The organism is Ruegeria sp. AB7 (assembly GCF_056542625.1).
In genome coordinates this window covers 321110-335675 of sequence record NZ_JBQGAC010000004.1, presented here as the reverse complement: position 1 = coordinate 335675, position 14566 = coordinate 321110, and the positions used below count along the sequence as shown (strand labels likewise).

Below are 14566 nucleotides of genomic sequence, written 5' to 3'. Positions count from 1 at the left end.
ATTAGTCGGCGAAGAAGAACTCGTCGGGACGGTGAATGCCGAAATGTGCGCCGGGTTCCCATGCCCACATGGCCTGCTCAGGCACATTGCGCAGGCGGTTCGACACGACAATAGGCTGCGGTGCGCCGTTCAGGATGCCGATCGCATAAAGCTGGTCGGCGTGAATTTTCAGCATCTCAGACCAGACTGCGCCGCGTTCTTCATCCGTGGAGGCGATTTCCCAATCGTGGGCAAGCTTCATGAGAAGTTCGGCCTCGGGCATGTCTGGTGGTTCGCCCGACCCTCCATTTGTCTGATAGTATTGGCCCCATTTAGGCCATGCCAGAAAGACCTGATCGGTCGGGGCGAGATAGGCCGGCGATGTGTGGCTTTGCGGAATGCCGTCATCCCAGCCGAACCAGACCGACGCCATTGTATTGCCCGAGAAGACCCGGTTGCGCAGAATGTCTCGATCCAATGGTCGCATGACCAGTTCGACTCCGATCTCACGCCAGGTATCCGTGACGATCTGCAGGGCATTTTCAACCTCTTGCCGCTCACCTGCGGTTTCGATGATCAGCTCCATCGGACGCCCGTCGGGCAACAATCGGATACCATCTTTGTCACGCTCGGTCAGCCCAGCCTCATCAAGCAGAGCATTCGCCTTGTCGATGTCATACTGTGCCCAAGCCTGCGCATTCGCTTCGTCGTAGAAGGGCGATGCGGGCAGAACCGACATCGCGCCGGGTTGGGCCAGCTTGAAATAGAGCGCCTGATTGATCGTCTTGCGATCAATGGCGAGCGACAGTGCCCTGCGTACACGTACATCGCGCAGAACCTCGCGCCATGCATCGTCAGTGTAATTCAAATTGGGATAAATCGCGATCTGCGACGCGACGCCTGTTTTCCACAGAAGCGTCTTGTATCCACCTTCAGCCTCGCCCTTTTTCAAGATCGAGGCATCGCGGAATGCCAATCCGCGACCTTGCAAGTCAGTTTCACCCGCATTTGCTTTGGCCGCAACCAAACCCGGTGCGACGATTTCCATTTCGACTACGTCGATATAGGGCAGCTGAACCCCATTTGAATCCACCCGATGGTAATAAGGGTTACGGACAAAGTTGTGCCGGATTTTCTTGCCCGAACTTGCGTTGAGCCATGGCTGCAACGTCGGCAGTTCATGATTGTCGTACTTATATAGATTGTCCAACTTGTTATGCAGCGCCGCCCAGCTTTTTACCCGCGCATCTTCGACCTTGAATGCCAGTTCTTCGGGGTCTGCAAACTTCTCGTGATACTGCTTAAGGAACTCAGACGGTCGATAGATAAAGGGCGGCCGCGCCTGAGCAAGTGATTGCAGGAAATTCGGGTTGGGGTCATCCCATTCGAATACAACTGTTGTTTCGTCGGGGAAGGTGACGGTGGGTGTTTTGCCTTCAACCAGCAGGAAATCTGGTGGGCCTGAAGGGCTGAGCAATTCGTTGTTGGCCACATCCTCCCACCAATACCGGAAGTCTTCGGATGTGAACGCGGATCCGTTTGACCATTTGTGGCCGGGTCGCAGGTTCAAAGTAAATTTGCGATTGTCTTCGTTTTCGAAAGAAGCCAGCAAATCCGGGACGATGTTGTAATCCTGATCGAAGCCCACAAGCCTTGCGTAGCCATAGACCACCATTTGCCGAATGTCTTTGGACCGGGTGACCATCGTGCGCAGTGTACCGCCGGGTACGCCGAATTCGCGACCTTTGGCGGCTAAGTCCACGATCAGCGGATCTTGCGGAATACGTTCAGCAACCGGTGGCAGGTCGCCGCTTTCAACCTCGGTTTGCCAGAACGCGTTTTCCTGAAGATTAGACGGAATTTCTGCCACAGCGGGCAGCATTCCTGCGATGGCCAGCGACGCGGCCAGAATCAATCGGTGAGTGGTCTTAAACATGGCAACGTACCTTATGGCCGGGCTCCAACTCTACCAAAGAAGGTATCACGGAGTCGGAAAATCGAAAGGCGTCATCCCAACTGTCGGGAGAACCGGCACCTAACGCAACCAGTTTCAGATCAATCGGGCGATTGATATCTGGTTCCGGCTGGGCGGCAATCAGTGCCTTGGTATAGGGATGACGTGGATTGTAGAACAGAGTTTCGGGTGGGGCTTGTTCCACCACAAGACCCCGGCGCATGACGGCGACCTCGTCGGCAATGCGCGCGACGACGGCCAGATCATGTGAGATGAACAGGTAAGACAGGTTCAGACTGTCCTGCAGTTCTTCGAGCAGGGTCAAAATTTGCTCTTGAACGGATACATCCAGCGCCGAGGTTGGCTCGTCACAAACAATCAGCGCCGGGTCCAGCATCATCGCGCGGGCGATAGATAGGCGCTGTCGTTGTCCACCAGAAAACGCATGCGGATAGCGTTTGAGCATATCGGCATTCAGCCCGACCCGCTGCAACATCGCGGCCGCTTTGTCGCGCTGCTCTGCCACGGTACCGAGGCGGTGTATCTCCAACGGCTCGGTCATGGCATCCTGAATGCGCATACGGGGGCTAAGAGAGCTATAGGGATCCTGAAACACCATTTGCGCCTTGCGCTGAAACGCGGTGCGTTCGGTCCGTGTCATACTGTGAACCGTTATCGGTTCGGAATCCCTTGTTGTTCTGAACAGAACTTCGCCGCCCGGGTCGGGCAGTTCAGCGCCCAGAGCGATTCTGGCGGCGGTTGTTTTGCCAGACCCGCTTTCGCCAACGATTGCAAGCGTCTTGCCGCGCGCCAGCTTCATATCTACGCCCCGGCAGGCATGGATCAGTTTGTCGGCTTTCCAACCTTTGCTCGATCGCATCGTGTAGGTCTTTGAGACCCCGGTCATCTGCAGAATTAGGTCCTCATCGGGCATCGGTATGCCGACGGCATCCTGATCGGGTATCTCAGGCGCAGCGTCGAACAGCTGCTGCGTATAGGGGTGCGCCGGATCGTTCAGAATTGGTGCTGCCGGGCCAGCTTCCATCACGCGGCCTTTGTGCATGACGACCACCCGCTCGGCCATGTTAGCAACTACACCCAGGTCATGGGTGACAAGGATCAGCGCCATACCGGTCTCGCGCTGCAGCTCTTTGATCAGCCCAAGAACCTGCGCTTGGGTGGTAACATCCAGCGCTGTTGTCGGCTCGTCCGCGATGAGCAATTCAGGCTTGGACACCATGGCCATGGCAATCATGGCACGCTGGCGCATGCCGCCGGACAGCTCGAACGGATAGCTGTCGTAGGCGCGGGCAGGGTCGGGGAAACCAACCCTCTCAAACTGGGTCAGAACTTCTTTGCGGGCCTGTGCATCGGATGCGCCGCGATGCAACCAAAGAACTTCGCTGACCTGATTTCCGATTTTGTGAAGCGGTGACAGAGATCGCATCGGTTCCTGAAAAATCATAGAAACCCGATTGCCGCGAATACCACGCATCTGTCTTTCACTCAGTTCGATCAGATTAGCGGTGCCTTTGGAATCGTTCAGCGTGATCGTTCCGCTACGGATCTGGGCGGTACGCGGCAGAATACGCAGTGCAGCGCGACAGGAAATCGTTTTGCCCGAACCGGATTCTCCAACCAATGCAAGTGTCTGCCCGGGTTCGACCTCGAAGCTGACATCTTGGACAACGGATGGACCCGTGCCAAAGCCGATGCTGAGATCCCGAACGGACAACAACGCACTCATGCGGGTTTTCCACCCGTCTGGCCGCTAAAAAACATCGGCTTTGTGAACTCCCTGTCTTTTTTGAGCAGTTTCGCGCGGTTGGGGCGGCGTAGTCAAACACCTTCTTCACCCGAATTGTCGCGGAATCGTGAAACTCGGGCCGTATGGCTACACAAAGTCTTGAGTTTTTGCCATCAAAGGCGCAATCGCCCCCCGACTGGTGTCGAATGATTTTGAAAGAGGTGCCCCGTGTCCGAGCAACAAAGCCGATTGGATCTGTTCATTGACCGAATGGTCTCGCAACGTGCTTGTCTGGACTTTGCCATCGCGCAGACCACGGGGCAGCCCGGTCCGGTTTTTGAGCTGGGATTGGGAAATGGGCGCACATATCACCACATGGTTAAGCACATTCAGGACCGTCCTGTTTATGTTTTTGAACGGGCCGTTGCGTCTCATCCCGATTCGACACCGCCCGATGATCTGGTGATTCTCGGTGATGTGCGCGAAACATTGCCTGCTTCGGTTACGCGATTTGGCGCGTCAGCCAGTCTGATCCATGCCGATCTTGGGGGACACAACCGGCAAAAGAATGATGCTTTTGCCCGCCTCGTCTCACCTTTGATCGAACCGCTTCTGGCGCGGGATGGACTGATGGTTTCCAGCGATCGTATGTATTTCGAAACACTGACCGAAGTGCCGCTGCCTGCAGGCGCGGTGGAGGGGCGCTGTTTCATCTACCGGCGTTGATCTGCCGTAGGGTCACTGTGTGATCCGACTCGCGCTGTAGTGCCGGGCCGGTCTAACGTCTGAGGTGTGATGCTTTGGAGGGGACCGTCAAATATGTTGTTCTACGATTGCTCAACCGCGCCAAGCCCGCGCCGTGCCCGGATGTTTATTGCGGAAAAGGGGCTGGAGATTGAAACCCGCGATATCTCAATCGCCAAAGGTGAACAGTTTAGCGATGCCTTCCGGGCCGTGAACCCCGGTGCAACGATCCCTGTTCTTGTCACGGATGAAGGCACCACGCTGACCGAAAATCTTGGCATCGCCGCCTATCTCGAAGCGCGCTTTCCGGAACCTGCCTTGATGGGGCATACGCCGGATGAAAAAGGCGAAATTCTGATGTGGAATGCCATCGCCGAACAGCAATGTGGCGCACCAATCGCGGAAACTTTGCGCAACACCCATCCTTCGTTCAAAGGCCGCGCGATCACCGGGCCTGCAAACCACGCGCAAATCCCTGAACTAGCGCAGCGGGGGGCTGAGCGGGTGCGTGCCTTCTTCGATTTGCTTGAGGCCCGTCTGCAAGTGAGCGGTTTCGTTGCGGGTGACATGTTTTCACTGGCCGATATCACCACATTTGTGTTTGTCGATTTCGCACGTGTCATCAAGATGCGTATCCCAGAAGAGAACACGGCCATACGCGCCTGGTTTGATGCCGTTCAGACACGCCCGAGCGCCCGGCTTTAAGCTGATCCGGGTGCTGTCCCTCGAACTGTACAGAAATGTCTAGACAGAAGTGAACAGTGCCTCTAGCGTCCTCTGCGAGTCATGCAGGGGAGCGCAGGATGAAATCTCAGTATCGTGTCGTAGTCATCGGTGGCGGCGTTGTCGGCGCCTCGGTTCTGTACCATCTCGCCAAGTTTGGCTGGTCAGATGTGGTCATGCTGGAGAGGCGGCGTTTGGCCTCGGGGTCTTCGTGGCACGCGGCGGGCGGTATCCATGCGTTGAACGCCGATCCGAACATGGCATCACTTCAGGCCTACACGATCGATCTGCTGAGCGAGATCGAAAAAGAATCGGGCCAAAATATCGGCCTGCACATGACCGGCGGCCTGACGCTGGCGGGCACGCCCGAACGGTGGGAGTGGCTGCAGGCCAACTACCGCATTTTTCAGTCCATCGGCATTGACGACTGTGAGTTGTTGTCGCCAGAGGAGGCGCAGAAACGCTGCCCGATCATGTCCACCGACGGCGTGCTGGGCGCGATGTGGGCGGATCGCGAAGGTTACATCGATACAACCGGTACGGTTCAGGCTTATGCAACTGCGGCCAAGAAACGTGGCGCGGAATACTACGAAGAAACCAAGGTCGAAAGCCTGACACAGACTGCGGATGGTTGGGAAGTTGTGACCGACAAAGGCACTATCACTTGTGAACATGTGGTCAACGCTGCTGGCCTCTGGGCCAAACAGGTGGGGCGCATGGCCGGAGTGGAGCTGCCGGTTTCGCCGCTGAAACACCACTATCTGATCACCGATACGGTGCCTGAGGTGGCCGAGGCGGATTTCGAGATGCCGATGACGGTTGATCTTGAAGGCTTCACCTATATGCGACAGGACCAGAAGGGCGTTCTGGTGGGCATCTACGAGGTCGATCACGAGCACTGGGCTATGGACGGTGCGCCGTGGAACTACGGTGAAGAGTTGTTCCAGGAACAGCTCGACCGGATCGAGAACGAGCTGACGCTGGGCTTTGAACGGTACCCGTCGATCCAGAATGTTGGCATCAAAACATGGGTGAACGGCGCGTTCACCTTCTCACCCGATGGCAACCCGCTGGTCGGTCCGGTCCCAGGCAAGCGCGGTTATTGGTCAGCTTGTGCGGTGATGGCCGGATTCCTGCAGGGTGGCGGCGTTGGTAAGACGCTGGCCGAATGGATGATCCATGGCGAGCCTGAGGCCGACGCATGGCCTATGGACGTGGCGCGCTATGGCGATTTCGCTCAGAACAAACGCTACATCCGCGAAACAACCGGTCAGTTCTATTCCCGTCGTTTCGTGATGACTTACCCGAACGAGCAACTGCCCGCAGGTCGCCCGCTGAAGATGGCCCCAGCCCATGATGCAATGACCGAGGCGGGGTGCAAATGGGGCGTCAGCTGGGATCTGGAAGTACCGCTTTACTTTGCGCCCAAGGGCTTTGAAGAGACGCCGACGCTGAAACGCTCGAATGCGCACGACATCGTGTCTGAGGAGTGCAAAACCATCCGCGAAGGCGTGGGACTACTGGATATCTCGGGCTTTTCGCGCTTCGAGGTCACAGGCCCAAATGCCGAGGCTTGGCTGGACAGGATCATGGCGTCGAAACTGCCTGCACCGGGGCGTGCCAAACTGGCTCCAATGCTGGGTGAAAACGGCCGCCTCAAGGGTGATCTGACTGTGCTGAACTGGGGCGACGGGACCTGGTGGATCATGGGCAGCTACTATCTGCGCGCATGGCATATGCGCTGGTTCGATGATCACATGATGGACGCTGTGAACATCCGCGATCTGGGCGAGGAATATTGCGGCTTTGCCGTGGTTGGGCCGAAATCGCAGGCTGTGGTCGAGAAACTGGCAGAACAAGATATCTCGGGCCTGAAATTCATGGGCTGCGGCGACTTTGATATCGGTCTGGTGCGTGCCCGTGTGGCGCGTATGTCTGTGACGGGCGAAAAAGGGTATGAGATAAACTGCCGCTATGGCGACCACATCAAACTGCGCCGGATGCTGCTAGAGGCCGGGGCCGGGGACGGTATCCGCGAATGCGGATTCAACGCGATGCTGTCGACGCGGCTTGAGAAGAGCTTTGGTATCTGGTCTGCAGAATTCACTCAGCTTTACACGCCAGGCATGACCGGAATGGACCGCTGGATCGACTGGAACAAGGATTTCGTTGGCAAAGAGGCTGCGCTGGCTGAACGCGATGGCAACGGTCCGGCGCAAGTTCAAGTGACGCTTGAGGTTGACGCGCTGGATGCCGATGCCAGCGGGTATGAACCGATTTGGGCCGGGGAAGAGCGAGTGGGTTTTGTGACTTCGGGTGGCTATGGCCACTACACGGGCAAGTCGCTGGCCATGGCTTTGGTCAACCGCGACAAGGCTGAACCGGGCACCGAGTTGTCGGTGCATGTGGTCGGTGTCGAACGCCCGGCCCGCGTGATTGCGCCGTCGCCCTATGACCCGCTGGGCAAAGCGATGCGAGGTTGACCATGTCGGACTTGGGTCAAAGACGCCGACGGCGTGGGCGCGGAACAGAGGCTGCCCCGCAACCCACTCGCGATGTGAATTATCGCCAATTGCGCAATCCGTTTCCGCAGATGGAAGTGTTCCCCGCAGATCAAATCGCAGAAATGCACAACACCGCTTTGCGCACGCTGGAAGAGTTGGGCGTGAAAGTTCTGTTGCCCGAAGCGCGGCGAATCTACGCGCAGGGTGGCGCGCGTGTGGATGAAGACAGCGAGATGGTCTTTATCGGGCGGGATATGGTTGAGGCCGCCGTTGCCTCGGCCCCGAAATCCATAGCCTGCCGTGCAGGCGCTCGGCACCGGGATTTCACTTTGGAGCTGGGCTCTTTGGTGTTCCAACCCGGGGCTGGCGCTCCAAACGCGACCGATCTGGAACGCGGTCGGCGGCCGGCAAGCGGGCAGGATTATCTGGAGTTCCTAAAGCTCACCCACCACTTTGATGTCTTCCAGATGATCTCGCCGCAGGTCGAACCGCAGGACGTGCCAACCAATGTACGGCACTATTTCACCACCCAAGCGCAGATGGAATTGACGGATAAGTTCCCGTTCTTCTTCTCACGGGGCACACCGCAAGTGATGGACTGCTTCGAGATGCTCTCGACGGCGCGAGGTCTGTCTGACAAGGAGTTCCGCGCTAACGCCCATTGTTACACGATTATCAACACCAACAGTCCGCGGACGCTGGATATTCCGATGGCGCAGGGGCTGATCGATTTTGCGCGCCATGGGCAGATGTCGATCATCACACCCTTTACCCTGATGGGCGCAATGGCTCCGATCACGGTGGCCGGGGCCATCACGCTGTCCCATGCCGAGGCACTTGCGGCCTTGACGCTGACCCAGCTTACCAACCCCAGTGCGCCGGTGTGCTATGGGACCTTTACCAGCAATGTCGACATGAAATCAGGGGCGCCTGCATTCGGGACACCCTCGCATTTTCAGGCGTCTTTGGCAGCGGGCCAGTTGGCCCGGTATCTGGGCCTGCCCTGGCGGTCTGCGGCGGGGTCTGCGGCAAATATCAACGACGTTCAGGCCGCCAATGAAAACCAGTTTGGCCTTTGGGGCTGCCTGATGGCCGGGGCGACGGTGATCATTCATTCGGCCGGATGGCTCGAAGGTGGCCTGACCGTATCTTTCGAGAAGATGATCTGCGATGCCGAGGTGTTGAACATGGTGGCCGAGCTTTGTGCAGGGGCACAGGCCAATGGTGCAGAGATCGGGTTTGATACTGCGCTGAGCGAGGTTGAACCCAGCGGACATTTCTTCGCCACGAGCCAGACAATGGAGCGCTATAATACCGCGTTTTATGAACCGCACCTGCATGACTACGCCAACTTCGGCACCTGGACCGAGCGTGGCGCGATCGACGCCAACCACCGCGCGACCGGTGTTTGGAAGGAAATCCTGGCAAATTTCAAAGCACCGGCATCAGATACGAATCGCCTTGGTGCGTTGAAGGATTTCATAGCGCGCCGTACAGAAGAGGGCGGCGCACCGCCGGAGAGTTGAATGAGCACCAAACCCATCCTGCACAGGGACGATCCCGAAGCTGAGCCACTGATTGGTAACGTCAAGGTCACGCGCGATGATTGGCTGAACGTGGCCATGGACGTCCTGATTTCGGACGGGGTCGAGCAGGTGAAAGTCATGAACCTTGCCGAGCGGATGGCGGTTTCGCGCTCATCATTCTACTGGTACTTCAAGTCGCGGCAGGAATTACTGGATGCGCTGCTGGCGCGATGGCAGGCGACAAATACCGCGGCCTTGATCGCGCAATCCGAATTGCCTGCTGAAACGATCACGGCTGCGGTTTGCAATGTTCAGCGCTGCGTTGTGAATACCGAACTATTTGATACGGCGCTTGATTTTGCTGTGCGGGATTGGGCACGAAGATCGGGAAAGGTGCGGCGTATGCTGGACCAGTCCGATGCCCGTCGCCTGGCCGCGCTGCGCGCGATGTTCATCCGGTTCAACTATGATGAGACCGAGGCAGAGACGCGGGCGCGGGTGCTATATTATATGCAGATCGGATATGATCTGGCGCAGTTAAACGAACCATTGGCGATCAGGCTGTCGATGGTTCCACACTACCTTTATGTTTTTACAGGGGTCGAACCGCGACCCGAGGAAATCACCGAATTCAGCGCGTATGCGAAACGTTTCTGGGAAGGGGCAGGACATGAACCAACCTGACGCAATCATCATTGGCACCGGTGTGATCGGAGCCGCCATCGCGTTCGAGATGTCCAAGGCCGGTTGGAAAACTCTGTCGTTGGATCGCAATGCGCAGGTTGGGCATGGCTCGACCGCAGGCTCTTGCGCGATAATTCGGATGCATTATTCGACCCTCGATGGAACCGCGTTCGCTTGGGAAGGCTATCACTATTGGCGTGATTGGGCGAACTATCTGGGCTTGCCCGACACAGCCGATTTGGCGCAGTTTCGTGAGACCGGTTGTTTGGTCGTCAAGACCGAGGCCAATGGGTTTCTTGAGAAACATAAGAAGTACAGCGCCGAACTGGATTGTCCGTTTGAAGAATGGACACCTGAGCGGATTACCGAACGTCTGCCGATCTATTCTCTGGACAGCTTTGCCCCGGCGCGGCGCATGGATGATCCGGAGTTTGGCCAACCGAACGGAGATCGGATTCAGGGCGCAGTGTTCTGGCCGAAAGCAGGTTATGTGACCGATCCGGCGTTGTCGGCGCAAAACCTGATGGATGCCGCCAAGCTGCATGGTGCCGAAGTGCGAACGGGCGCAGACGTGCGCGAAATCCTGTCGCAGCAGGGGCGCGTCGCAGGTGTCAGACTTGCCTCTGGTGAAGAAATCCACGCCAAAGTGGTGGTGAATGTTGCCGGTCCCGGGTCAGCGTTTGTCAACGAAATGGCCGGGGTTCTGGGTGACATGACCATTCAAACCCGCCCGCTGCGGCAGGAGGTGGTGCATGTACCCGCGCCCGAAGGATTTGATTTCGAAACGCAAGGAACAATTGTCTCGGATAGTGATATCGCGCTGTATTGCCGTCCAGAACATGGCAATCATATTCTGATCGGTTCCGAGGATCCGGCTTGTGATCCGCATCAATGGTGCGAAGATGATGTAAGCTATAACCACGATTTTACGGATCAATGGACCACGCAGGCCATGCGTTATGCCCAACGGGTCCCTAGCTTGGGGATACCCTCCAGAACCCGTGGGGTGGTGGATTTGTATGATGCCTCGACTGACTGGATTCCGATCTATGACAAGTCCAGCCTGCCGGGGTTTTACATGGCCTGCGGCACCAGCGGTAACCAATACAAGAACGCGCCGATTGCGGGCAAAATGATGGCTGCGCTGATCGACTACGTCGAAGGCGGTGCGGATCATGACGACAAGCCGATGCAGTTTGAACTGCCTTACATTGGGCGCACAATCGACACCGGTTTTTATTCCCGCAAGCGACCGGTCAATACCGATAGCAGTTTCTCGGTGCTTGGTTAACGCGCCATCGCGCGCGCGTTCTCATAGCTTTCTTCCCGTACTGGACCGAAACCGCGTATCTGGTCCGCAGCTGACAGCACGTCCAGCCACTCAGCCTCGGAATGGGCGGAGGGGTTTGTCAGATACATGTCCAACAGCGATTGGTACCAGTTTAGGATATCTCGATGCAGTCGCGCTTCGGAGTGATAGCCGAAGGGGTTCAGGACCGAGCCACGCAAACCACGTAGACGGGACAGTCCCCGCAGAACCGGGCGCATCCATGGACCCAGTGCAAACTTGAGGGGGCGGCCCCGTTCGTCCTTGCGCCAGCTGAGCATTGGCGGGGCGAAGTGGTAACTGGTTTTGAAATCTCCCTCGAACTTTTGCTTCAGTTCGTTGTCGAAGTTTTGGGACGTTTGCAGCCGGGCCACTTCGAACTCGTCCTTATAGGCCATGAAGCGGAACAGGTTACGGGCTACGGATTCTAGAATATCGTCGGATATTTTCGGGTTCGACGCGCGGATTGCTTCAATCTGTTGCGCATAGCGATCCGCATATGCGGCATCCTGATAATCGGTCAAAAACGCCACCCGACGCGCAATCACCTGATCCAAGGTGCCGTTTGCCTCTTCGGGTAGTGCCAGCCCGTGAATGCGGTCGGGGTCAGCCGCCAGACAACGCCCAAGAGCAAAGGCCAGCCGGTTTTTTTCGACGGCAACACCGTTCAGCAAGATGGCCTGAGCCAATGCAAGATGCGACACCGGAACCAGCTCGTTTTGCCATGCATAACCCAGCAAAATGACGTTGGCGAAGACGGAATCCCCCAGTAGCGCCTCAGCCATTGCATTTGCGTCAAGGCTGGCGAGATTGTCCACCCCAACCACATCTGCGATCGCCTGTTCCCGCTTATCGACCCGCAATTGGGCATCGCGACGCAGGACAAGATCGCCGGTGGGCATCTCAGCCCTGTTCAGCACAACGCGTGTCCCGCGGGCATAATGAGCTGAGGCTTTGGGGGCCGAACTCACCACCACATCACAGCCAATCACCGCATCCGCAGCGCCTTGATCTATGCGTACTTGGTTAAGCGCATCCGGAGCTGCGCCAAGGCGGATGTAACTGAGTACCGTGCCGAATTTCTGCGCAAATCCGGTGAAATCCAGGACCGAGGCACCTTTGCCTTCCAGATGCGCGGCCATAGTGATCAGGGCCCCAACCGTGACAACCCCAGTGCCACCCACGCCTGTCACAAGCAGATCAAACGGTGTGTCCAAAGATGGAAGCTTTGGGTCCGGCAGGCCTGTTTCAAGCGCATTGAAGTCCATTTCGATGGCGCGCTTTCGTCGGGTTGCGCCCTCAACGGTCACAAAACTCGGACAGAACCCGTTCAAGCACGAAAAATCCTTGTTGCACGAACTTAGATTGATCTTGCGCTTGCGCCCTAGCGGGGTTTCTCGCGGCTCAACGCTCAGGCAATTCGATGCGACCGAACAATCGCCGCAACCTTCGCAGACCAGATCGTTGATCCAGACGAAGGTCGAGGGGTCCTCCATCGTACCGCGCTTGCGGCGGCGGCGTTTCTCGGTGGCGCAGGTCTGTTCGTAGATCAGGACCGTAACACCGGGAATGTCGCGCAATTCGCGTTGCAGGCTGTCCATCTTTGCCCGGTCGTGGAATGTGGTGCCAGCCGGGAAATCGGATCGGTGAAACTTGGCAATGTTGTCCGAGACCAGCGCGATCCGCGCAACGCCTTCAGCCCGGCAGGTTTGGGCGATGCCTGCAACGCTGACGGGTCCATCCACTGGTTGCCCTCCGGTCATTGCGACCGCATCATTGTAGAGTATTTTATACGTGATATTTGTCCCGGCCGCGACCGCCTGACGGATTGCGAGCGAACCCGAATGGTACCACGTCCCTTCGCCAAGGTTCTGGAAGATATGCTTTCCGCCATTGAATTGTGAGGCCACCACATGGGGTACGCCTTCGCCTCCCATCTGTGCATAGCCGACCGTCTCGCGATCCATCCAAGATGCCATTACATGACAACCAATGCCGCTGGCAGCGGTAGAGCCTTCTGGAACTTTGGTTGATGTATTGTGCGGGCAGCCCGAGCAGAAATAGGGTGTCCGTGTTGCGCCCGGGACATTGATCACGGGCGGTTCTGTCTCAGTCAGTGCACGCGCTTTGGCAGGCAGGTTTTCTTCAGGGAAGAACGTGTTAAGTCGGGCGGCAACAATAGGGGCCAGCATCAAAGGGCTGAGTTCCCCGGTCCATGGGATCAGCGGTTCGCCATGGCTGTCATATTTTCCTACCATCTTATGGGGTTTGTCGCCGGGCCAGTCATAGAAATATTCTTTGAACTGGCTTTCGATGATGCCGCGCTTTTCCTCGACGACCAGAACCTCGGCCTTGCCTTTCACAAAGCGCAACGCGTTGCGACGGGCCAGCGGCCAGACCATGCCAACCTTGTAGATGTCGATCCCCAAGCGGCGACAGGCGGCTTCATCAAGGTCCAGCAAACGCAGCGCCTCCATCAGATCGAGGTGCCCCTTGCCGGTGGTCACGAAGCCGAACTTCGCACTGTCGATGTCATAAATACGCCGGTCGATGGGGTTTTCTTCGGCAAAGGCCCGAACGGCGCGCAACTTGTGTTGGATGCGGGTCTCGATCTCGGGCGAGGGCAAATCGGCGCTGCGTACGTGCAAGCCGCGTTCGGGCAAGTCGATCTGCGGCAGGGAAAAGCTGCGATCCGGGTGCAGATCGACGGACCGCGCGCTTTCGACCGTTTCCGAGACCGCCTTGAACCCGACCCACGTGCCTGAGAAACGGGACAGAGCGAACCCGTACTCGCCGAATTCCAAATATTCCTCGACCGAGGCTGGGTTCAATGTCGGCATGAACCACGACATGAAGGCCACATCCGACTGATGGGGCATCGAAGAACTGACGCAACCATGATCATCGCCTGCCACGACCAGCACGCCACCTTTTGGCGCAGACCCATATGCATTCCCATGTTTCAATGCATCGCCTGATCGGTCGACACCGGGGCCTTTACCGTACCACATCGAAAAGATGCCCTCGACCTCGCAATGCGGGTCCAAAATGGCCTGTTGCGCACCCAGAACCGCCGTTGCGCCGAGGTCTTCGTTCACGGCAGGCATAAACGTGATGCGATCCGTCTTCAGTCGGTCCTTTGCGCGCCATAGCTCAAGATCCAGCCCGCCCAGTGGCGATCCGCGATACCCCGAGACAAACCCTGCCGTATTCAGCCCGGCCTGACGGTCGCGTCGGGCCTGGTCCATCATAATCCGCGCCAAGGCTTGCGTGCCTGTTAGAAAAACCCGGCCCTGCGTCAGGGTATAGCGGTCTTCAAGCCGATAGGTGCGGGGGGAGGGTTCGTGGTGGCTCATTGCTGCGCGTCCATGGGTTTTT

9 protein-coding genes are annotated in these 14566 nt (G+C 57.4%); 6 read left to right on the top strand and 3 right to left on the bottom strand.

All coding sequences use genetic code 11. The features are described from left to right. Position 1 precedes the first annotated feature (1 nt). Together ACR0EN_RS13440 and ACR0EN_RS13435 are read right to left on the bottom strand one after the other, a co-directional pair. Entirely contained in the window at positions 2–1915 is a 1914-nt protein-coding gene (locus tag ACR0EN_RS13440) for an ABC transporter substrate-binding protein (protein ID WP_170818128.1), read from the bottom strand. After that, positions 1908–3680: an ABC transporter ATP-binding protein gene (locus ACR0EN_RS13435; protein ID WP_170397648.1), complete on the bottom strand. Its 1773-nt coding sequence runs from the start codon at positions 3678–3680 to the stop codon at positions 1908–1910. The genes ACR0EN_RS13440 and ACR0EN_RS13435 overlap by 8 nt, the downstream gene beginning before the upstream one ends. 228 nt (positions 3681–3908) lie before the next feature. Here ACR0EN_RS13435 and ACR0EN_RS13430 point away from each other — a divergent pair, with 228 nt between their 5' ends. From ACR0EN_RS13430 to ACR0EN_RS13405, 6 genes are all read left to right on the top strand, one after another. Beyond that, the gene (locus ACR0EN_RS13430) at positions 3909–4406 is read left to right on the top strand and encodes a class I SAM-dependent methyltransferase (protein ID WP_170397645.1); all 498 of its coding nucleotides are present in this window, start codon (positions 3909–3911) and stop codon (positions 4404–4406) included. Between the two features lie 93 nt (positions 4407–4499). Then, entirely contained in the window at positions 4500–5129 is a 630-nt protein-coding gene (locus ACR0EN_RS13425) for a glutathione S-transferase family protein (protein WP_480587171.1), read from the top strand. Between the two features lie 98 nt (positions 5130–5227). Continuing rightward, entirely contained in the window at positions 5228–7630 is a 2403-nt protein-coding gene (locus ACR0EN_RS13420) for a GcvT family protein (protein ID WP_480587168.1), read from the top strand. 2 nt (positions 7631–7632) lie between these two features. Continuing rightward, positions 7633–9177: a trimethylamine methyltransferase family protein gene (locus ACR0EN_RS13415; RefSeq protein WP_480587165.1), complete on the top strand. Its 1545-nt coding sequence runs from the start codon at positions 7633–7635 to the stop codon at positions 9175–9177. Next, positions 9178–9861: a TetR/AcrR family transcriptional regulator gene (locus ACR0EN_RS13410; protein ID WP_170404600.1), complete on the top strand. Its 684-nt coding sequence runs from the start codon at positions 9178–9180 to the stop codon at positions 9859–9861. Further along, positions 9848–11152, top strand: coding sequence for an FAD-dependent oxidoreductase (locus ACR0EN_RS13405; protein ID WP_170424435.1), 1305 nt, complete (start codon positions 9848–9850; stop codon positions 11150–11152). Before ACR0EN_RS13410 ends, ACR0EN_RS13405 begins: the two co-directional genes overlap by 14 nt. Here ACR0EN_RS13405 and ACR0EN_RS13400 read toward each other — a convergent pair. Continuing rightward, a complete protein-coding gene (locus tag ACR0EN_RS13400; RefSeq protein ID WP_480587162.1) occupies positions 11149–14544 on the bottom strand; it encodes an indolepyruvate ferredoxin oxidoreductase family protein in 3396 nt (1131 codons plus the stop codon). The genes ACR0EN_RS13405 and ACR0EN_RS13400 overlap by 4 nt on opposite strands. Positions 14545–14566: the final 22 nt, after the last annotated feature.

Bases quoted from the DNA above. Each gene is read 5' to 3' on its own strand.
- ACR0EN_RS13420 (WP_480587168.1), top strand. From the start codon at position 5,228: ATGAAATCTCAGTATCGTGTCGTAGTCATCGGTGGCGGCGTTGTCGGC.
- ACR0EN_RS13410 (WP_170404600.1), top strand. From the start codon at position 9,178: ATGAGCACCAAACCCATCCTGCACAGGGACGATCCCGAAGCTGAGCCA.
- ACR0EN_RS13405 (WP_170424435.1), top strand. From the start codon at position 9,848: ATGAACCAACCTGACGCAATCATCATTGGCACCGGTGTGATCGGAGCC.
- ACR0EN_RS13425 (WP_480587171.1), top strand. From the start codon at position 4,500: ATGTTGTTCTACGATTGCTCAACCGCGCCAAGCCCGCGCCGTGCCCGG.
- ACR0EN_RS13440 (WP_170818128.1), bottom strand. From the start codon at position 1,915: ATGTTTAAGACCACTCACCGATTGATTCTGGCCGCGTCGCTGGCCATC.
- ACR0EN_RS13435 (WP_170397648.1), bottom strand. From the start codon at position 3,680: ATGAGTGCGTTGTTGTCCGTTCGGGATCTCAGCATCGGCTTTGGCACG.
- ACR0EN_RS13400 (WP_480587162.1), bottom strand. From the start codon at position 14,544: ATGAGCCACCACGAACCCTCCCCCCGCACCTATCGGCTTGAAGACCGC.
- ACR0EN_RS13415 (WP_480587165.1), top strand. From the start codon at position 7,633: ATGTCGGACTTGGGTCAAAGACGCCGACGGCGTGGGCGCGGAACAGAG.